The organism is Burkholderia sp. BCC0405 (genome assembly GCF_902833075.1).
Classification (GTDB): Bacteria; Pseudomonadota; Gammaproteobacteria; order Burkholderiales; family Burkholderiaceae; genus Burkholderia.
The window spans coordinates 450,949-471,389 of sequence record NZ_CADFEO010000001.1; the positions used below are offsets into that span (position 1 = coordinate 450,949).

The window sequence follows — 20,441 nt, forward strand, 5'->3', positions numbered from 1 at the left end:
TGAGTCAACTACAATACCCCGCATGTCGCACCTCCCTCCCCTCGGCGCATTGCGGGCTTTCGAGGCGGCCGTCCGCCTCGGCGGGTTCGCGCGCGCGGCGGTCGAGCTGAACGTGTCGACGAGCGCGGTCAGTCACCAGATCCGCACGCTCGAGGAATCGCTTGGCGCGCGGCTGCTCGAACGCAGCACGGGGCTCGGCGGCATCAGCCTCACGCCGGCCGGCGCACGCCTGCTGCCGGCCGTCAGCGATGCGCTGTCGCGGCTGACCGATGCCTGTGCCGAGATTCGCGGCACCGCGCAACGGCTCACCGTCTCCGCCAACGCGCCGTTTTCGGCGATGTGGCTCGCACGCCGCCTCGCGGAATTCTCGTCGCTTCATCCCGAAACGCCGCTGCATGCCGTCGTGCTCGACGACGAACCGGATTACGCGCGCAGCGGCGTCGATCTGGCGATCGTGCACGTGCCCGCGCACCGGCTGCAGGCCGACGACGACGTGCTGATACGGGAGACGGTGTTCCCGGTATGCAGCCCCGAGCTGTTTCCGTACGCATCGGGGCACGTGTGCCGCTCGCGGCTGCTGCAGGAGATGCACGAGGACAGCCCCGAGATCGACTGGCGCAACTGGGCATCCGAATTCGGCTTGCCGGGCGACTTCGAGACGAAGATCGTCCGTTACAGCAGTTTCAGCCAGGTGATCGGCGCGGCGGTCGGCGGCGCGGGCATCGCGCTCGGCCGCATGCCGCTGATCGAGCCGGAGTTGCGCAGCGGCCGCCTGGTGCCGTTGAAGCCGGGCATCGAACGCGCTGCGTCGTGGCGCTTCGTGCTGCGCCGCAACCCGTCGACGCGGCACCGGTTGCTCGATCCGCTGATCGAGTTCCTGCGCCGCGAAGCGGAAGCGGCGCCGATCGCGGGCCAGATCGTTGCGCCCGCATCCAACGACAGTCTCGTGCGCGGCACGGGCGGCGCGACCGGCAAGTAACGCGCCGGCCACGCACGCATGCGCCGCTTACGGCGCAGCGAAGAACAGCGCGACCACGCACGCCATCCCGCCGAACCACACGAGCGAACGCAGCGACGCCCAGTTCAGCAGGTACATCAGCATATAGACGATGCGGATCGCGACGAATGCCATCGCAAGCTGGTCGACGCGATGCACGTTCGCGCCGTTGTGCCACGCCACCACCAGCGCGGCCGTGAACAGCGCGAGCGCCTCCCACGCGTTCTGGTGCGCGGCTTGCGCGCGGGCGCGCCAGCCTTCGAGTTTTGCAAGATAGTCACGCGGCGTGCGGTTGTCGTAGCCCTTGCGGGCCTTCGCGAGAAACGTCATCGGGAACGGCAACAGCGCCACGATGAACAGGCACAGCTGGGACGTCGTCATCAAAAGTCTCCTCCTTTATGATTACATTGATCAATGACAAGATCGCCGAGAGCTTAGCATTGCGCCGTGCCGTTCGCGCACCGGTTTTCTAGACGGGAGACTCGGCTGCATGGGCCGCGAGCATTCGTCGTTCGTCTGCTTCATCTCCCATGCCTGCCTGCTTGCCGGCAAGTCCGTCAATTGCAACCCGGGAAATGCCGATGTGGTCGCTCTCGCCGGTCTTTACAGCCCACCGCACGCCGCGCAATGTCGGACGGACCACCGCCATGCCCCGTCTCATCGACGCCCGTCGCGCAGTCCGCCGGGAACCGCCAGGCATCAAGGCGTCGTGAAATGCTTCGCCCAATTTAACGGGGGCAGCCGATGTCCGGCCGGCCCCGTCAGCGCGCGGGCTGGGAGTCACTTTGAGTTTCTTGCCTACCCAGAACAATCCGAGCCAAGCTTTGGCCGCGAGGTCTGCCGATCAGGTAGGTTCGGCAGATGTCATTCGACCAGCCTGGTCGGACAGGGGGCTCTTCCGGTTGAATCGCACCTCGATGAACCGGTAGGACCGATCCGATAGAAGCGCAGTGACACCTGCGAAGCAAAGCGTCGCGGCAATCATCACGTCGTAGCGAGACATCGCTGCGCCACTCCGGGCAATTGCCGACTGCACGACGACCATCACCGGCAGATGAAACAGGTAGATAGAGTAGGATCGGGCCCCGATCCACAATCCGAGCTTTCCAAGCCATCCTCCCGAGAAGCAATCCCCTCGAAGCGCGGCACAGAGCGCGATCGCTGCACCCGCAGCCATACCCAGGAAGGCGCAATGGGGCGGCAACCACTGCGTCGAGCCAACGCAGATCAGAACCCCGACAATCAGTGCGATGCGGCAAACCCACCTGGGATACCGCAATACCGCAGTGGGGCGTCGAGCATAAACCAGATAAACAAGGCAGCCGAGCGTGAATGCGCCCGGGCGCAATACCCACGGCAGCGAAAACATGACTGGCGGAAAACTCGAGAGCGCGATGGAAGCCAAGACAAGAACGCCCATTGCCACACGCCGGCCCGCAAAAAACATTGCGATCGCAAGTACGGCATAGAGTTGCCACTCGAGAGAGAGGGACCAGGTAACGCCGTTGAAATCACCACTTCCGCACGTGTTGATCGCGCTGTTGAAACAGTCGTGCCAGTAGAAGTTCGAAACGCCCAATAGGGCGACGATCGCTCCGCGCAAGGCCAACCAGGTTGCGTGGACATTGAACGAATTCAGCGCTGCCGCAACAACAACGGAAAAGAGCAAAGCGCCCAACAGCGCCGGTATCAAGCGCCGGGCCCGATGCGTCGCAAATGTCAGCAAAGCTGCCAGCGGCGAAAGCGGCCCATCAATATATCGGAGACACGCCTGGCACATCAGAAATCCGGATATCGCCAGAAATACGTCGACGCCCGCCCACAATGCATGGTGCGCCCTGATCGACGTGAGCAAAGCGGGCTCGGGAAGTCGCCAGTAGTGCTGCAACACCACGAGCGTAATCGCCACGGCTCGCAAGATCTGGATATCGTTGTTTTGAGGCGACGTGCTAGCAAAGGCCATAAGGAAGCAGTTCAGCGAAATCGTTTGGATTTGCCTTGTTTTTCGCTTTGGGTGAGCGATGCAAGGCAAAAAAAACAGAACCCGACAAGGCTCGATCGACGGTCCGTCGGAGTAGTCGATATCGTCCGGTCGACTATCCAGGCGCGACTTCGGTGCCCAAGAAGTCAGAATCCTCCGTCCATCGCCCACGCGCATTATGAGTCAGTTGTCGACGTCCCTCCCTCGATACACTGGACCGCCACCGTCCGCGCGCTTGAACAGATCTCGCCCTCCATCATCGGACCGCCGAGCCACGCTATCCTGGCACCTCCATTGGTGCACCGGGTTCGACGTACCGCTCGCTCGGCATCTTCGACGAATATTGTCCGGCATCTGCAGAGATGCGTGTCGGGACAATTGTCCATTGCTCAGACAAGCGTTGGCCACAGACGACCGCAATGCGCCTGCCTTGTCCCCACAATTTCCACCGAATCATCGACAAAAACGTTAAATAAAACTGGTCGAACACCAATAAGATAGCGTTCGACACTGGCCCGGCGCGTTGTCGCGCCAGGCTGCCGAACTCGCGCCGCCGCGCGCGCCGAACGACATCCGATCCGAGACATCGCCATGCCCCGTCCCATCGTCGCCCATATCCGCCCTGACGCCGTCCGCCACAACCTCGACTTCATCCGCCGCACCGCCGCGCAATCGCGCGTGTGGGGCGTGGTCAAGGCCGATGCCTACGGCCACGGCATCGAGCGGATCTACCCGGGCCTCGCGGCCGCCGACGGCATCGCGCTGCTCGATCTCGACGAAGCCGTGCGCGTGCGCGAGCTCGGCTGGGACAAGCCCGTGCTGCTGCTCGAAGGGATCTTCGAGCCGGCCGACATCGATCTCGCCGATCGCCACCGCCTGACGGTCGCCGTGCACTGCGACGAACAACTCGACCTGCTGATCGCGGCGAAGCCGCGGCAGCCGATCGACATCCAGCTCAAGATGAACTCCGGGATGAACCGGCTCGGCTACCGGCCTGCCGCTTTCCGTGCCGCGTGGGAACGCGCGGCCAACGCGCCGTCGATCGGCAAGATCACGCTGATGATGCATTTCGCGAACGCCGACGAAGGCGAAGTCGACTGGCAGCTCGACCAGTTCGATGCGGCCACGGCGGGGATTCCGGGCGAGCGCTCGACGTCGAATTCGGCCGCCGTGCTGTGGCATCCGCGTGCGCACCGCGACTGGGTGCGGCCCGGCACGATCCTGTACGGCGCATCGCCGACGGGTGTAGCGCGGGATATCGCCGACACGCCGCTGATGGCCGCGATGACGCTCACCAGCAAGATCATCGGCGTGCAGACGATCGCGCCGGAAGAAACCGTCGGCTACGGCCGCCGCTTCACGGCCGACCGGCCGATGCGGATCGGCGTGGTCGCATGCGGTTATGCGGACGGCTATCCGCGCCACGCACCGACCGGCACGCCGATCGCGGTGGACGGCGTGATGACGCGCGTCGTCGGCCGCGTGTCGATGGACATGCTGACCGTCGACCTGACGCCGTGCCCGAACGCGGGCATCGGGTCGAGCGTCGAGCTGTGGGGCGACCAGGTGAAGGTGGATGACGTGGCGGAAGCCAGCGGCACGATCGGCTACGAGCTGATGTGCGCCCTCGCGCGCCGCGTGCCGGTCGTGATCGTGCCGCCCGGTGCGTCGAGCGTACAGCCGACGACGCTGCGGACTGGAAGCTACGGGCGCTGACCGGCGTCGATGGGGCGGCGTGCTATCGCGTTGCCTTGCATACCACTTCGGTTGCGGGCCGCCTCGGGCGGCTCGTTTGCTTTCCGGTGTGCGGGAACGGCGTGGGTGATGGCCCTTCGGCTCCGTTCGGCAGACACCATCCAGCGAAGCACTACGAACGCCACGTCGGCTTGCGCTTCTCGAGGAACGCATCGATGCCTTCGCCCGCATCCTCTTCCATCATGTTGCGCGCCATCACGTCGCCCGCATACGCGTAGGCTTCGTCGAGCGGCAACTCGCGCTGGCGATAGAACATCTGCTTGCCGTAACGCACCGCGGCCGGGCTCTTCTCGACGATCTCCGCAACCTTGCGTGCAACGGCCGCATCGAGCGCGTCCTCGGGCACGGCCTCGTTGACGAGCCCCCACGCGGCGGCCGTCGCCGCATCGACGAAGCGCCCGGTCATCAGCATGTCGAACGCACGCTTCGCCGTGACGTTGCGGCTCAACGCAACGGCCGGCGTCGAACAGAACAACCCCACGTTGATGCCCGATACCGCGAAGCGCGCGGTATCGGCCGCGATCGCCAGGTCGCACGCGGCGACGAGCTGGCAGCCGGCCGCCGTCGCAATGCCGTGCACGCGTGCGATGACCGGCACCGGCAACGCGCGCATCGCGAGCATCACGCGGCTGCATTGCGCGAACAGCGTGCGGTAGTAGTCGAGCCCGGGCTTGCTGCGCATCTGCCGCAGGTCGTGGCCCGCGCAGAACGCCTTGCCTTCGGCGGCCAGCACGACGCAGCGCACGCCCGGATCGGCCGCGAGCGACGCAAATGCATCGTGCAGGCTCGCGAGCATCGCCTCGGACAATGCGTTGAACTGCTGCGGGCGGTTCAGCCGCAGCGTGACGACGCCGTCGCGGTCGTCACGCTTCAAAACGGGTTCCGATGATGAGGCATTCGAATCCATGATGGTTCACCCAAAGAACAGGAACGCGATACGCTCGCGGTTCAATATAGTCCAATCCGGGCACCGGGGGCGGCCGGCGCGCTGCCGAGGATCGGCCGCAGGAATCGTGCGCCACCGCCAGGCGTCATCCGCGCAGCTTCCCGCCGACCCGCTTCGCGCGAGACCTCGGCGGCCGGATTTCACCCAGGCCGGCCAATACGAAGCGCGGGCCCGCCAAACCCAGCGTCATCGCCCCGGCACGACGATCGACTCACGCGTGAAATTCCGGGGCGACTGGAAATCGAAGACCGCGAAGACCAGCAGCACCGTGCCGCTTCAGCGCGGCTGATACTCGCCGTCGGCAGCCGACCAGCGAAACGTCTGGCGCCATTTGCCGCCGCGCTGGCGCAGCTGCAGATCGTGGAAACCCTCCGTCGACGTCGACAGCACGTTCAGCGTATTGCTGCTCTCCGAGATGTCGTGATCGCGCGTGCCGTCACGATGCCAGTCGCCGGCGATATCCTGGTAGGACATCATCGGCTGCGCGAATACGATGCGCAGTACCTTGCCGTCGATCCGGAACAGGTACAACGCCTCGAACGATGCGCCACCGCCCGCATAACCGATCGACCAGCCCGCCCGCACGCCGAATGCCGCATCTCCGGGCCGCAGCGCATAGGGCGCGAGGTCAAACCGCAACCACCGTTCGGGCCGTATTGAGAAATCGTTCGCTTTCCTTCGGGAGTCGGGACTCTCGATATTCGTCTGGCTCCAGTCGATCCCCTGGTCGAGCGGCTGTTCGGTACGCGCGACGAGGCGCGGCGCACCGTCCGGACCACGCTCGAACACGCCCAGCCAGACCAGTTCCTTCGTTTCATCGGCATCGGGGTGGCGGTCGAAGCCTTCACAATCGGTGGGCGCATTGAATTTCAGCACTTCGCGCGCAAGGCCGTCGGCCGGGGCCGCGCAGACAATCGCGACAAACGCACCCGGGCGCTGCGGCCACGGCTTCGCGCCGACCAGCACGACGCGCTCAAGCGGCTGGCCCGGGGCAAGCTGCGCAACCAGCGCCTCCTTCGTGAAGCCGGGCGGCAGGCGCACGCCAAAACCGTCCTGCTCGGGCCCGCCGCTCATGTCGCGCGCGTACGCTGCGCGTGCGTCGGGCGAACTGAATTTCCCGGGAACCTGGTCAAGCGAATGTGCAGTGCCCGCCGCGTGTGCGGCCAGGCCCGAGCACGCAGTGCTGATCGTGATCAGCCACGGTATCAAGCGGATTGTCATGCTGGAAGGTCCTGTGAAGTGACGAGACAACCTGCCGCGACGTCGCGCATGCGATCGGCCCGGCAGTCTCGTGTATGAGTTCCATGATGTTCTGCGATAAACGATTCGACGGAATTCAGTGCGGCGCAAGCGGTCATGCGCGCTTGCGCCCGCTGCGCCACGCGCGCACGCCCAGCCGCAGTTGACCGACGCCGCCCAGCAAAAAGGCGACACCCATTCCGCCAAAGGTCAGCACGCCACCCCAGATCGCCCCGAACGTATTCATCCGCGCGCTCATCCTGGGCTCGTCGGGCGTATAGCGCACCTCGACGGTCGCGCCGTCCTGCACGCTGACCTCGCCGCCCTGCGCGTATTCGACCCGCTCGCCCGCGAGCGTCGTGAACGCGATCTCCGGATGATGCGGACCCGCGTTCAGCTTGATGACGCGCCCCGGCACGACGATCGAGGTTCGCAGGAATTCGCGCGTCGACTGCGCGTACAGGGCGGTGGCGATCAGCAGGCACGTGCCCGCGACCGTAAAGACGACGCCCTTCGCGATCAGCGTCTCCGTCTGCTGCGCGGCGGTACGGCCGGATCCGGATGCCATCCCGCTCACCTTAGGAGCGTGACCGATAGAACGACACGTCGATCTTCGACTGCGTCTTGCAGCGATACATCACGCCGCGCCCCGTTTCGTCGGTCACGCCTTCGTACGGGCCGTTGCAGCCGGTGACCTTGTACTCCGCGAACGGAACGCGCTTGCCGTCCTGCGGCCGGACCAGCACGGGGATGCGCCCCGTCGGGCCGTCGCCGATCGTGCGGACGAGCACCATGCGCGACGCATCGATCGGCGCGGCGGAACGCAGGTAGATCGTGCGCCCCTGCGCGTCGGTCGTGCCTTCGACTTCGAGTTCCCGGTTGTCCTGGGCCCCGCTCGTGTAGAGCGCGAACGCATAGCGCGTGTTCGGCAGCGGCTGCTTCGTCGCGGGGTCGTGCAGCACGAAGTAGCACCCGTTGACGCCCCTGCCGGCCGTTGCCTGCCCGTCGACCTGCACGGGGTGGCACGTGTACGACGAACCGTCGCCGACGGCGGCCTGTTGCGGATTCTGCTGCCCCGTGCCGACGCACCCGCCTGCCAGCACGGCCACCAGCGTCGCGCATGCGCCGCGTATGAGCGCTGCCCGATCGATTTTGATTTTCATCGGATGGTGTCCCGTTCCTGAATGTTTGTCCTGAATGCCGTGCGTGCTGCGCAGGTCGCGCAGGCACGCCGCCATCGGCATCCGGCAGGATACGGACATCGCGGCACGCTGTAAATTGCGCGCGCAGCCGGCCACGCCGCGCGGCGACTCGCCGCTCGCGTCGCTGCCGATCGACCACTACGGGCTGATGGGGCTCGCGACACCCGGCCGCATCGAGGGCGTCGCGCGGATCTTCGCGGGGATGATCGGTGTGCATGGCAGGCGCCCGCGCCACGCGTGCCGGCCACGACCGGCGACGCGGCGCCCGCACAACCCGAACCGCAACGCTGAATGCGCGGGCGGCAGCGGCCGCGCTGCCGCCCGGTGTACGTCAGCCCGCGAGCTTCTTCAGCGCGTCGAGCACCGCGTCGCCCTTGAACGGCTTCACGATCCAGCCCTTCACGCCGGCGGCCTTGCCGCGCTCCTTCATCGCCGGGCTGCTTTCGGTCGTCAGCATCACGACGTTGACCGTCGAGTTCGCCAGCTCGCCGCGAATCTTCTCGACCATCGTCAGGCCGTCCATGTTCGGCATGTTCACGTCGCTGATCACGAGGCGCACGCCGGGCGTCGCCTTGAGCTTCGCGAGGCCGTCCTTGCCATCGACGGCCGTCGCGACGTCGAGCCCGTGATTGCGCAGGAAGCCCGCGACCTCGTCGCGCACCGTGCCCGAATCGTCGACCACCAGAATCTTTGCCATGTCGTATTCCCCTTCCTTTCGTTGTTGCTGACTTCAATAGTCAAAACAGTTCGAGCTCGCCCGATTCGACCATCGGCCCCACGTCCTGCACCGATTCGCGGAAGTCCTCCGGCGACCAGCTCAGGCTGAACACGAAGCGCTGATCGAGGCAGACGGAGCGCCCCGACGCCGGGTCGGTCATCCGGTACTTGAAGCAGAGCTGCGGGCAATCGCCGCCGAACGAGATGAACTTCTGCTTGTGATTGACGACGAGCGGCACCTGCACCGGATGGCGCGCCAGCGCCTCGGCGTCGCCGAGGTAACGGTTCTTGAACGCGCCCCACACGAGGTTGGTCAGCTCGCCGAGCACGCTGTTCACGTCGCGGAAATCCGGCGCGCGGCCGGTGTCGCGCGTGCCGCCGAGCATGTCGAGCAGCGGCTGCTCGCTCGTCTGCAGCAGCATGTAGCCGCGGCACCATGCGCTTTCGAGCGCGATCAGGCTGAACACTTCGCCGAAGATGATCTGGTCGCGCACGATGCACGGCGTTTCGTGCTCGATCGTCATGCCCGGGAACAGGCTGTCGATGCGCGCCTCGGTGATCTCCGAGATGCCGCGCACGAGCGCGTTCGGGTAATCGCGGCCGAACAGGTATTCGTCGATCGCGCGCTTGAGCGGCGTCATGTCGTCGGCGACGTAGGCCGCGCAGGCGACGCGCGCGAGCGCCGCCGGCAGCCCGTCGCGCGACGCGAGCGATTCGCGGCGCAGGATGATCGGCAGCTCGGGGCGCAGCGCATCGATTTGCGTCGCGACGATCGCGCTCTCGGCCGGCGAACCGCCGTAATCCTCGGCCAGCAGGATCGCGCCGAGATCGATGTTCGAGCGCAGCACCTTCAGCAGCCGGTTGCGCCGCACGGTCAGGCCAATCAGGTTGTGCTCGTCGCAGAAACGCTTGATCGCGTCGGCGTGCGCGCGACTGTCATCGAGCACGAGCACCTTGCTGACAGGTTTGTCCAGGGTCATCTCAAGAATTCCTCATGGTCGGTCCAGGTCGATCAGAACAGTTCGAGCTCGCCGCCGGTATCCACCGTGGCCGTCTCCGGCACATGGAAATCGACCGGCGCATTCGCACACACGCACAACGTCGCGCCGACCCGCACGCCGCCGTCGAGCGTCAGGTCGTACGCGGCCACGTGGTCGGGCGCCAGCGCTGGCAAGTAGTCGATGCTCGATCCGCTCAGCAGATACGGCGTCGACATCCCGAGGTCGGGAAACGGTGCGGTCAGCGCCTGGTTGATCGCGCCGCAGCACAGGTTCGCGACTTCCATGAACGCTTCGGGCAGCGGCCGCTGGCTGCTCGTGCCCGCCGTCGCGCCGGCGAAATGGCGGCGCGTCGCCTCGTCGTCGCTGAAGCGCAGCGCGAGCAGCAGCCGGAAATGCAACGCCGAGATCGTCAGCACCGCGACATGCTCGGTCACCTTCGGCTTCGCACGCGACTTCCCGTGCGCATGATCGCGCCCGTCGCGTGCGGGGCCCGCGGCCGGACGGATGTCGCACGCCCCACCGGATGCGAGCCGCGTGCGCGCCGCATCGAAGAAGATCCGCTCGAAGCCGGCTTTCGCCTGCGCGCCGATCACGCGACGCCTCCTTCGATCCGCGCGTGAAGTTGCCCGGCCAGCGACTCGACGGTCGCGAGCGCGGCCGTGATCATCTTGCCGCCGGCCTGGATGTCCTGGAACGTCGCGGCCGTCACGAGGTCGTTGCGGTTCAGGCTGTCGCGATAGCTGTTCGACAGTTCCTGCGAGCGCGCGGCCAGCCCGCGCACCTCGCTGGCGACGATCGAGAAGCCACGCCCGGCCGTGCCGGCGCGCGCGGCCTCGATCGATGCGTTCAGCGACACGATCGACACGTGCGCGACGATCGCCGACAACTCCTGGTTCTTCGCGCGCATGTCCTGGTTCTGCGTGGTCAGCGAGATCATCTGCTCGTGCCAGCGCTCGAAGGTGCCGGCGAGCCCGCGCAGGCGCGCGGCTTCGTCGGCGATCTTCATCGCGTGCTGCGCCAGCGCGGCACGATCCGCCGACAGCGCCTGCATGGCATCGCGCTGCGTGCCGGCCGCGGCCGTCTCGCGCGCCAACGCATCCTCGAGCTGTGCCTCGCGCTGCGCCCATGCGTCGGCCGCCTCCGCATGCGCCGACCTGGCGTCGGCGATGCGCGCATCGGCTGCGTCGAGCGCGCCGCGCCACTGCGCCAGGTCGCGTTCGAGCGCCGCCACGAGTCGCTTGCGCGTCAAGCGAAACACGACCGCCGCAACGATCGCGACGACGGCGCCGCCCACCAGTGCGGCGGCCATCTGGATCATCCACGCGTGCACGATCACGTCGTCACTCCGCCGCGCCGATATCCGCGCGGCGCGCACGCTCGTGTGCGACGCCCTGAGCGGCGCCGTCCGCCGCGAAGCGGGCCGGCAACGACACGATCGTCTCGAACGCGCGATACGGCGCGCCGACGCGATCGTCGGTGAAGCGCAGCGCGATGTCGCCGCCGTCGCGCTTCAGGAAGTTGCGCACCGCGTCCATGCCGACGCCGCGCCCCGACACTTCCGTCACCGTGCTCGCCGTCGAGAAGCCCGGCCGGAAGATCAGCTCGGCCACCGCTTCGTCGGTGAGCGCCGCTTCGTCATCCGCATCGATCCACCCGCGCTCGCGCGCGATGCCGCGAATCCGGTCGAGCGCGAGGCCACGGCCATCGTCGCTCAGCACGAACCACAGCTCGCCGCCGCCCACGCCGACCGCGATGTCGATCGTGCCGGACGCCGCCTTGCCGGCCGCGCGTCGCTCGTCGGACGATTCGATCCCGTGGTCCATCGAATTGCGCAGCAGGTGCATGAACACGTTCTTCAGTGTCGCGACGATTTCGCTGCGCACGCGGTGGCCGTGGCTGTCGATATGCACGACGGGCGCCGGCTTGCCGAGTTCGGCCGCGAGCGACGGCAGCGACTCGATCACGCCGCCGAGCGCTTCGCCGATGCCTTGCGTGCCGAGCTGGCTCAGCATGCGGCGCACGGCGTCGCGGGCCGCGTGCCAGTCGGACGCGTTGGCCGGATCGGCGCCGTCGAGCACGCGCAGGCTCTCGCTGATGTGCGCGCGTTCGACCATCAGGAAGTCGGCGCCCTGCACCGGTTCGCCGCCGCGGCCGAGCGTGACCGCGTTGATCGTCGCGTAGTGCTCGACCGCCTCGCGCACGCGCGCCAGGTCGTCCATCAGCGCGTCGCGGTTCCACTCGGGGCCGCCGTCCGCGCGGCGCAGCGAGTCGTACGCCTGCTCCGCTTCGTGGACGATGTTCGTCAGGTGCTGGAGGCTGTACGTGCGCGCATTGCCCTTGATCGTGTGCATGTTGCGGAACAGCGCCGCGACGATCGAGTGATCGGCTCGCTCGTGCTGGCGGATCATCCGCTCGTTCTCGCTGAGGAAGCCCTTCGCGCTGTGCACGAAGTCGTGGAACTTGTCCTGGCTGATCGACAGGATCTCGCCGATCATCTCGAGGCGGCGCTGCTGCTCGCCGGCCTGCGCGGTCAGCTCGCGGATCTCGGTCACGTCGCGCACGCACAGCATCAGGCGCACGACCGTGTCGGTCTCGTCGGTGATCGCCGACCAGCTCAGGTCGAGCCACTTCTCTCGGCCGTCCGGCATCCGCTTCGCGACTTCGTTCACCAGCAGGTGCTCGTTGAACGCGAAGTTCATGCTGTCTTCGCCGAGGCACGCGTGCACGGCCGCGTCGACCTGCGAGCGCGCGTCGGAACCGATGTTCGAGTCGTCGAACACGAGCGCCATCAGGTCGCGGCCGGCGATGTCGCCCGTCTCGAAGATGGTTTCGAGGTACGCCGAATACTCCGCATGCACGACGCCGCCTTCGACGACGGTCAGGATCCCCTGCTGCATGTTCTGCAGCATCGCCTGGATGTCGGCCGTCTTCTGCTTGAGCTGCGCCGAGTTCTCCTGGATCTTCTCGATCATCCCGTTGAACGCGACGATCGAGTGGCCGATTTCGTCCATCCGGCCCACCGGCACGCGGCGCGTGAAATCCTGGCTCGTCGCGATCTCGCTCATCGCCGTCTGCATCCCGATCAGCGGGCGCGTGATCTGCCGATACAGCAGCAGGCCGAGCGCGGTCAGCAGCACGACCACCGTGCCGGCGACGCCCCCGATCGCGGTCGCCGTCGTCGCGAGCATCCCGTTCAGCGCGCTGATCGCGTCGTCCTTCTGGCGGTTCTTCTCGACGCGCAGCGTGTCGACGATGCTTTCGAGTTCGTCGCGATACTGAGCGACGTTCGCGAACAGGTAAGCTTGCGCCATCTCCGGCTTGCCGTCGGTCTTCATCTTCACGGTGTCGTCGATCGCCGCGAAATAGTTCGCGGCGCTGTCCTTCGCCTGCGAGACGAGCCCGACCTGCGCGTGGCCGACCGCCGACTTCGCCTGCACGTCGAGCGCGGCGCGCAGCGCGCCCTGCTTCGCCTTCAGCTCGTCGCGCGCCTGCGCGGCGGTGTTCGCGTCGGGCGCGTAGACGAGCGTCATCGTCGCGATCTGGATGTTCTTCACATCGGCGACGAGATCGGCGGACGCGAGCGCGCTCGGCACGATTCCCTGGGTGACCTGGCGTACCTCGGTCGCGCTCTTGCGCGTCTGGTACACGGCATAGATGCCGATCGCGGACAGCGCGAAGAACGTCAGGACGACTAGCAGCGTAATGCGATGACGGATGGTCATGAGTACAGCTCCCCGCAGCGATTCGGCTTCGATCGCCGTTTGGCATATTGAAAGAATGTGAGCGCCGAATTATCGGGGATGGTGCATGACGCTCCGATGACCGGAAATCAATCATTCATTGATAAAAATGAAATGAATAATTGTGCCGAAAGAGCTCTAAAGTATTGGCGAAATTTGCCGTTAACCTTTGCCTTCAAGGATTCCAGCGGCACCACGGCGCGACCAAGAAATCCGGGATACGGATATTTGTTTTTTTATTTAATTAATCCGCGTATTAGCCGCAATCGGATTTGCGTAAAACGTTTTCAAATTATCGGCGAATTCGGTCGAATTCGCGATTTTTCATTGCCGGCGAGCGATGCGGCGAACCGTTGAAAACGATGCCGCCCGCCCCGGGGCCGACGAGCGACGATCACGCGCATCGCATCGTCGCCCTCCGGGGCGGGCGTGGCCGGCTACCGGTCAGTGGCTGCTGGCGCGCGTCGCCCCCAGCCCCGTTTCCGAGCGCACCTGCTGCGCGGCGAACGCACCCTTCTCGGCCTTCGCGCGCAGGCTCGTGTCGAGTACCGAGAACAGCCACACGCCCGCGAAGCCGATCGTCATCGAGAACAAGGCGGGCGACGTATACGGGAACCACGCCGAACCCTTCGGATAACCGAGCGTCGCTTCCCACACCGACGGCGACACGACCGTCAGCCCCACCGACGAGACCAGCCCCAGGAACCCGCCGATGACCGCACCGCGCGTGGTGCAGCCCTTCCACATCATCGACAGGAACAGCACCGGGAAATTGGCCGACGCCGCCACGGCAAACGCCAGCGACACCATGAACGCGACGTTCTGCTTCTCGAACGCGATGCCCAGCAGCACGGCGATCACGCCGAGCACCAGCGTCGTGATGCGCGACACCTTCAACTCGTCGGCGCTGTTCGCGTTGCCGTTCTTGAAGACGGTGGCATAGAGGTCGTGCGACACCGCGGACGCGCCCGACAGCGTGAGCCCGGCCACCACCGCCAGAATCGTCGCGAAGGCCACGGCCGAGATGAAGCCGTAGAACACGTCGCCCCCCACCGTCTTGGCCACCAGCACCGCGGCCATGTTGGCCGTGCCCGCGCCGCCCTTGATCACGCCCTTGGCCACGTCGGCCAGTTCCGGATTGGTCAGCACCAGCGTGATCGCACCGAAACCGATGATGAAGATCAGCACATAGAAATAGCCGATCCAGGTGGTGGCCCAGAACACGGATTTACGCGCTTCCTTCGCATCCGGCACCGTGAAGAAGCGCATCAGGATGTGCGGCAGGCCGGCGGTGCCGAACATCAGCGCCATGCCGAACGAGATGGCCGAGATCGGATCCTTGATGAACCCGCCCGGCGACATCACCGACAGCCCGATCCGGGTCGCGTCGTCCGGCGATTTGCCGGCATTCGCGGCGATCGCGGTCTTGACTTCCACGGCATGGGCGAACAGCGCCTCCGGGCTGAAGCCGTACTGCGCGAGCACCATGATCGCCATGAAGGTCACGCCCGCGAGCAACATGCACGCCTTGATGATCTGCACCCATGTGGTGGCCGTCATGCCGCCGAACAGCACGTAGACCATCATCAGCGCGCCGACGATGACCACCGCCACCCAGTAGTCGAGACCGAACAGCAGCTTGATGAGCTGCCCCGCGCCCACCATTTGCGCGATCAGGTAGAACGCCACCACCACCAGCGTGCCGACCGCGGCGAAACTGCGGATCGGCCCCTGCTCGAAGCGGTAGCCCGCGACGTCGGCGAAGGTGAACTTGCCGAGGTTGCGCAGCCGCTCGGCCATCAGGAACGTGATGACCGGCCAGCCGACCAGAAAACCGATCGAGTAGATCAGCCCATCGTAGCCCGACGTCATCACCGCGGCGGAAATGCCGAGGAAGGATGCCGCCGACATGTAGTCGCCCGAGATCGCCAGGCCGTTCTGGAACCCGGTAATGCCGCCGCCGGCCGTGTAGAAATCCGCGGCCGAACGTGTGCGCGAAGCCGCCCACTTGGTGATCCACAACGTCCCCGCCACGAACAGCGCGAACAGGACGATGGCCGTGGTGTTGGTTGCCTGCCTGGCGGTCTGCCCGACATCGCCGCCGCCCGCGACGGCCACGCCGCACGCGCCCGCGGCCAGCAGCGCAACGAGCATCATCGAAAGTGTCTTCTTCATTGGGCGACGTCCTGCAGGATGTCCTGCGTCAGTTGATCGTATTCGTTGTTCGCGCGGCGCACGTAGATGCCGGTGATGACGACGGTGAACACGATCACCGCCATGCCGACCGGTATGCCGACGCTCGTCACGCCGGTGCTCACGGGCTGCGCGAGGAACGACTTGTCGAATGCGATCAGCGCGATGTAGCCGTAGTACACGATCAGCATCAGCACGGTCAGACAGACACCGAGCGTATTGCGGCGCCGCTTGAGCAGCGCATACTTCGGATGCGCTTCGATTTTTTTCACCAACCCGTCATGCATCGCCTGTCTCCTGGTTTCTCTTGAATGCGTGCGGCGATTCTGAACAGCGAAGCTGACTGCGCGCTTACTCGAGCTTTCGCGAGAGGCGTCCCGAGCACTATGGTTTTCCCTAGCGGGACAGGGCGCTGTCGCACGCGGAGCGCTTGATGCGTGCACGCGACCGCGCGCGGCGCGCTGCAACGGCGATGCGGTTTCGGCGTAGCGATGCGGGTGGGTCAGGGCGCAATTTTTCGCTAGCCCTCGATGAATCGATATTCGGGCGCGGCGCCAGTGACTCACATCGATCGTGTCGGTGGAGAGGTATGCGGATACATGGAAGTCGGCTTCCGTGCGGCAACGACGAAGCCGAGGCAACGATGTCGCATGCGCCCGGCACCGAAACGGCACCGGATCTTGTGCAACGACATGGCCTTGGTTCAGTAGATGATGGCGCGCCAGGCTTGCGTCACGGCATTCATTCCCGAGCGGAAACAATCAATCGCACGCCGGCGATTCACGTCGCCGCCCGCACGCTCTAGACTGTCGCATCGCTTCCCTTTCCGGACCCATGCAATGACCGACGTCCTGCCGCTGACCACCGATCCCGAGTCGGGCCTGCAGTACCTGCTGCGCCCCGCCACCGGCCGCCCCGCTGCCCGCCTGTTGCTGCTGCATGGCGTCGGCGGCAACGAAACCAACCTGCTGAACCTGGCCGACGTCGTCGATCCGCGCATCGAGATCGCATTCCTGCGCGGCCCGCTCGCGTTCGGGCCCGGCCAGCACGCATGGTTTCCGGTGCGCTTCGGCCCGAGCGGCCCCGAAATCGACGCGGCCCGCGCGAACGCGAGCCGCATCAAGCTGATCACGCTGCTGCGCGCATTCCACGCCGGCGGTGCCGCGGGCGCCGCGTTGCCGACGGTGATCGCCGGCTTCAGCCAGGGCGGCATCATGAGCGCGAGCGTCGGCCTCACGTCGCCGCAGGACGTCACCGCATTCGCGGTGTTGTGCGGGCGCATCCTGCCCGAAATCGATCCGCTGATCGCACCGCGCGATGCGCTTCGCCCGCTCCATGCGCTGATCGTGCACGGCCGCTCCGACGACAAGCTGCCCGTCGCGTGGGCCGACACCGCCGACGCGAAGCTTACGGCGCTCGGCGTCGCGCACGATACGCGGCTGTACGCGGCCGGCCACGAACTGACCGCGGAGATGGCCGGCGATTTCGCCCGCTGGGTCAGCGAGCGCACCGGGTTGAACTGACTGTCACGAGGCGCCGGGGCGCCGGCCGCGAACGGACCGGAGCGCCCCGGCGCATACCGTTTTCAGGCGCCCTGCGCCGGATCGGCGACGACGCGCGCGGCCGCGGACGCACGCGCATCCGCCGCCTGCTCTCGCGCCGTACCGCGCTTCGCCAGCTTCCAGCCGACCATCAGCGCGAGCACGACGACCGGAATCGTCGCGACGGTCCATGTGCCGCCCGGATAGTCGAATGCCATCAGCACCAGCACACCGACGAGGAAGGCCAGCGTGAGCCACGACGTGAACGGCGCGCCGGGCATCCGGAACGACACGGCCTTCAGCTCGCCGCGATCGACCGCGCGGCGGTACAGGATCTGGCACATGACGATGAAGCCCCACGTCGTGATGATCCCGAGCGACGCCATGTTCAACACGATCTCGAACGCCTGGGCCGGCACGATGTAGTTCAGCGGCACGCCGATCGCATTGATCGCGACCGTGATCAGGATCCCGCCATACGGCACGCCGCGCGCGTTCATCCGCGACATGAAGCGCGGCGCCGATCCGCCCATCGCGAGCGAGCGCAGCACGCGCCCGGTCGAATAAAGGCCGGAGTTCAGGCTCGACAGCGCGGCGGTCAGCACCACGACGTTCATCACGGTGCCGACGTACGGCACGCCGAGCTTGCTGAAGAACGTCACGAACGGGCTTTCGTGCGCGCTGTACGCCGTCCACGGCAGCAGCATCGTCAACAGCACGACCGAGCCGACGTAGAACAGCGCAATGCGCCACATCACGCTGTTGATGGCTTTCGGCAAGACCTTGCGCGCATCGGCGGTCTCGCCCGCCGCGACCCCGACGAGCTCGATGCTCGCGTAAGCGAACACGACGCCCTGCACGATCAGCACGGCCGGCAGGATGCCGTGCGGAAAGATCCCGCCGTGATCCGCGACCAGGTGAAACCCCGGCATCTGGCCGCCGACGGGATGGCCGCTCGCGAGAAACACGGCGCCGACCGCGAGGAACACCGCGAGCGTGCCCACCTTGACGAGCGAGAACCAGAATTCCATCTCGCCGAACACCTTCACGCCGATCATGTTCATCACCGACACGATCCCGAGCGCGCCGAGCGCGAACACCCACTGCGGCACGTCCGTGAACACGGCCCAGTACTTCATGTAGATCGCGACCGCGGTGATGTCGACGATGCCGGTCATTGCCCAGTTCAGGTAGTACATCCAGCCCGCGACGAACGATGCGCGTTCGCCCATGAACTCCCGTGCGTACGACACGAAGCTGCCGCTGGTCGGCCGATGCATCACGAGCTCGCCGAGCGCGCGCATGATCAGGAACGCGAACACGCCGCAGACGAGATACACGAGCGCGAGCGCGGGCCCCGCGTGCTGCAGGCGCCCGCCCGCGCCGAGAAAGAGGCCGGTGCCGATCGCGCCGCCCATCGCGATCATCTGCACGTGCCGCGGCTTCAACTGCTTCGCATAGCCGGCTTCGTGCGACGCGAACATCGCATCGGGGTCCGCATGTCGGGAATCCGCGCCGCCGGCCGGATCGGCCGGGCGCTCGCTGTTGTGGTTCATCGTGAGTCTCCGTCGTTTCTTGATGTGTGTTTCTTGATGTGCCGCGCCCCGCGCCGGGGGCGCTGCTGGATCTGTCGCGCGCGGGCCGCCGGCGGCATGTGCCGGCGCCGCGCGGCCGGCGTCAAAGCACGCGCGGCCGGATCAGTGCTTCGGGCTGCAGCGCTTCGTCGACCTGCGCATCGGTCATCCACTCGCGCTCCAGCACGATCTCGCGAATCGACTTGCCGGTCGCGTGCGCTTCGGCCGCCACGGCGGTCGCGCGCTTGTAGCCGATGTACGGGTTCAGCGCGGTCGCGAGCGCGACCGAGCGCTCCATCGTTTCGCGCAACCGCTCGGGATTCGCGGTGATCCCGCTCACGCACCGCTGCGCGAGCGTCGTGCAGGCGGCGGTCAGATGGCTGAAGCTGCGGAACAGCGCGCTGGCGATCACCGGCTCGAACGCGTTGAGCTGAAGCTGTCCGGCCTCGGCGGCGAAGGTCACGGTCAGGTCGTTGCCGAACACCTCGAACGCAACCTGGTTGACGACTTCCGGGATCACCGGATTCACCTTGCCGGGCATGATCGACGAGCCGGCCTGCACGGGCGGCAAGTTGATCTCGCCGAACCCCGCACGCGGGCCGCTCGACAGCAACCGCAGGTCGTTGCAGATCTTCGACAGCTTCACGGCGATCCGCTTGAGCACGCCCGACACCTGCACGAACGCGCCGCAATCCTGGGTCGCTTCGATCAGGTTCGGCGCGGTGCTCAGGTCGAGCCCGGTAATGCGCCGCAGCGCCGCGAGCGCCTTCTCCGCGTACTGCGGATGCGCGGTGATCCCCGTACCGATCGCGGTCGCGCCAAGGTTGATCTCGCGAATCAGCCAGCCCGCTTCCTGCAGGCGCGCGATGTCTTCCGTCAGCATCACCGCGTAGGTCGAGAACTCCTGGCCGAGCGTCATCGGCACCGCGTCCTGCAACTGCGTGCGGCCGAGCTTCAGCAAGCCGGCAAACGCGTCGGCGCGCTCCGCGAACGCATCGCGCAGGCGCGCCATCGCTTCGAGCAGGTGCTCGACCGCGAAGCAGGTCGCGATCCGGATCGCGGTCGGATAGACGTCGTTGGTGCTCTGCGCGAGATTGACGTGCTCGTTCGGGTGCAGGTATTCGTACTGCCCTCGCGCGTGCCCCATGATTTCGAGCGCCCGGTTGCAGATCACCTCGTTCGCGTTCATGTTGGTCGACGTGCCGGCGCCGCCCTGGATGATGTCGACGACGAACTGGTCGTGCAGGCGCCCTTCGCGGATCTCGACGCACGCGGCGGCGATCGCATCGCGGTACGGCTTCGGCAGCAGCCCGAGCTCGCAGTTCGCGTCAGCCGCGGCCTCCTTCACGGCGGCGAGCGCCATCACGAAGTACGGCAGCGACGCAATGGTGCGGCCCGAAATGTCGAAATTCTCCTTCGCGCGCAGCGTATGGACGCCGTAGTAGGCCTCGTCCGGAATGCTTCGCTTACCTAAAAGATCCGCTTCGACGCGGAAGCCGGTTTCTGCCATCGTGCCCTCCTGGGTGTCTCGTGCCGCTCGTCGTTCGCCGCTTCC

The 20,441-nt window shown here is 66.3% G+C and carries 19 protein-coding genes; 4 read left to right on the plus strand and 15 right to left on the minus strand.

Annotation, left to right across the window (positions count from 1 at the left end; translation table 11 throughout):
* Positions 1 to 22: 22 nt before the first annotated feature.
* A complete protein-coding gene (locus tag HWX36_RS01975) occupies positions 23 to 979 on the plus strand; it encodes a LysR family transcriptional regulator (protein ID WP_175950600.1) in 957 nt (318 codons plus the stop codon).
* Positions 980 to 1,006: 27 nt separating this feature from the next.
* Here HWX36_RS01975 and HWX36_RS01980 read toward each other — a convergent pair whose 3' ends face one another.
* Both HWX36_RS01980 and HWX36_RS01985 read right to left on the minus strand, forming a co-directional pair.
* Complete coding sequence (locus tag HWX36_RS01980; RefSeq protein ID WP_175001537.1) at positions 1,007 to 1,378, minus strand: MAPEG family protein; 372 nt, start codon at positions 1,376 to 1,378, stop codon at positions 1,007 to 1,009.
* Positions 1,379 to 1,841: 463 nt separating this feature from the next.
* Positions 1,842 to 3,155 (minus strand): acyltransferase, encoded by a 1,314-nt coding sequence (locus HWX36_RS01985; RefSeq protein WP_175950601.1) that lies wholly within the window; start codon positions 3,153 to 3,155, stop codon positions 1,842 to 1,844.
* A 414-nt stretch (positions 3,156 to 3,569) separates the two neighbouring features.
* Here HWX36_RS01985 and alr point away from each other — a divergent pair, with 414 nt between their 5' ends.
* A complete protein-coding gene (gene alr / locus HWX36_RS01990; protein WP_175950602.1) occupies positions 3,570 to 4,694 on the plus strand; it encodes an alanine racemase in 1,125 nt (374 codons plus the stop codon).
* A gap of 151 nt (positions 4,695 to 4,845) precedes the next feature.
* On the opposite strand, the gene HWX36_RS01995 is transcribed toward alr, so the two are convergent.
* The 9 genes from HWX36_RS01995 to HWX36_RS02035 form a co-directional block, all read right to left on the minus strand.
* A complete protein-coding gene (locus HWX36_RS01995) occupies positions 4,846 to 5,640 on the minus strand; it encodes an enoyl-CoA hydratase (RefSeq protein WP_175950603.1) in 795 nt (264 codons plus the stop codon).
* Positions 5,641 to 5,955: 315 nt separating this feature from the next.
* Complete coding sequence (locus tag HWX36_RS02000) at positions 5,956 to 6,900, minus strand: hypothetical protein (protein ID WP_175950604.1); 945 nt, start codon at positions 6,898 to 6,900, stop codon at positions 5,956 to 5,958.
* A 133-nt stretch (positions 6,901 to 7,033) separates the two neighbouring features.
* Positions 7,034 to 7,486, minus strand: coding sequence for a DUF3592 domain-containing protein (locus HWX36_RS02005; RefSeq protein WP_175950605.1), 453 nt, complete (start codon positions 7,484 to 7,486; stop codon positions 7,034 to 7,036).
* 10 nt (positions 7,487 to 7,496) lie between these two features.
* A complete protein-coding gene (locus HWX36_RS02010) occupies positions 7,497 to 8,081 on the minus strand; it encodes a hypothetical protein (protein ID WP_175950606.1) in 585 nt (194 codons plus the stop codon).
* Between the two features lie 370 nt (positions 8,082 to 8,451).
* Entirely contained in the window at positions 8,452 to 8,817 is a 366-nt protein-coding gene (locus tag HWX36_RS02015) for a response regulator (protein WP_011355572.1), read from the minus strand.
* Positions 8,818 to 8,857: 40 nt separating this feature from the next.
* A complete protein-coding gene (locus HWX36_RS02020; protein ID WP_175950607.1) occupies positions 8,858 to 9,817 on the minus strand; it encodes a chemotaxis protein CheX in 960 nt (319 codons plus the stop codon).
* 32 nt (positions 9,818 to 9,849) lie between these two features.
* Positions 9,850 to 10,431 carry a hypothetical protein gene (locus HWX36_RS02025; protein WP_175950608.1) on the minus strand — a complete coding sequence of 194 codons (582 nt, stop codon included), beginning with the start codon at positions 10,429 to 10,431 and terminating at the stop codon, positions 9,850 to 9,852.
* Positions 10,428 to 11,156, minus strand: coding sequence for a methyl-accepting chemotaxis protein (locus HWX36_RS02030; protein WP_175950808.1), 729 nt, complete (start codon positions 11,154 to 11,156; stop codon positions 10,428 to 10,430). Before HWX36_RS02030 ends, HWX36_RS02025 begins: the two co-directional genes overlap by 4 nt.
* Before the next feature lie 22 nt (positions 11,157 to 11,178).
* Positions 11,179 to 13,560 (minus strand): MCP four helix bundle domain-containing protein, encoded by a 2,382-nt coding sequence (locus HWX36_RS02035; protein WP_175950609.1) that lies wholly within the window; start codon positions 13,558 to 13,560, stop codon positions 11,179 to 11,181.
* 57 nt (positions 13,561 to 13,617) lie between these two features.
* Here HWX36_RS02035 and HWX36_RS02040 point away from each other — a divergent pair, with 57 nt between their 5' ends.
* Positions 13,618 to 13,935: a hypothetical protein gene (locus HWX36_RS02040; RefSeq protein ID WP_175950610.1), complete on the plus strand. Its 318-nt coding sequence runs from the start codon at positions 13,618 to 13,620 to the stop codon at positions 13,933 to 13,935.
* 87 nt (positions 13,936 to 14,022) lie between these two features.
* On the opposite strand, the gene HWX36_RS02045 is transcribed toward HWX36_RS02040, so the two are convergent.
* Positions 14,023 to 15,753, minus strand: a complete 1,731-nt coding sequence (locus HWX36_RS02045) for a cation acetate symporter (protein WP_175950611.1) — start codon at positions 15,751 to 15,753, stop codon at positions 14,023 to 14,025.
* Entirely contained in the window at positions 15,750 to 16,058 is a 309-nt protein-coding gene (locus HWX36_RS02050; RefSeq protein ID WP_175950612.1) for a DUF485 domain-containing protein, read from the minus strand. The genes HWX36_RS02045 and HWX36_RS02050 overlap by 4 nt, the downstream gene beginning before the upstream one ends.
* Positions 16,059 to 16,610: 552 nt before the next feature.
* On the opposite strand from HWX36_RS02050, the gene HWX36_RS02055 reads away from it, so the two are divergent.
* Positions 16,611 to 17,294, plus strand: coding sequence for a phospholipase (locus HWX36_RS02055; protein ID WP_175950613.1), 684 nt, complete (start codon positions 16,611 to 16,613; stop codon positions 17,292 to 17,294).
* A 62-nt stretch (positions 17,295 to 17,356) separates the two neighbouring features.
* Here HWX36_RS02055 and HWX36_RS02060 read toward each other — a convergent pair whose 3' ends face one another.
* Entirely contained in the window at positions 17,357 to 18,868 is a 1,512-nt protein-coding gene (locus HWX36_RS02060; RefSeq protein ID WP_175950614.1) for an amino acid permease, read from the minus strand.
* Positions 18,869 to 18,989: 121 nt separating this feature from the next.
* Positions 18,990 to 20,396, minus strand: coding sequence for an aspartate ammonia-lyase (gene aspA, locus HWX36_RS02065; RefSeq protein ID WP_175950615.1), 1,407 nt, complete (start codon positions 20,394 to 20,396; stop codon positions 18,990 to 18,992).
* Positions 20,397 to 20,441: the final 45 nt, after the last annotated feature.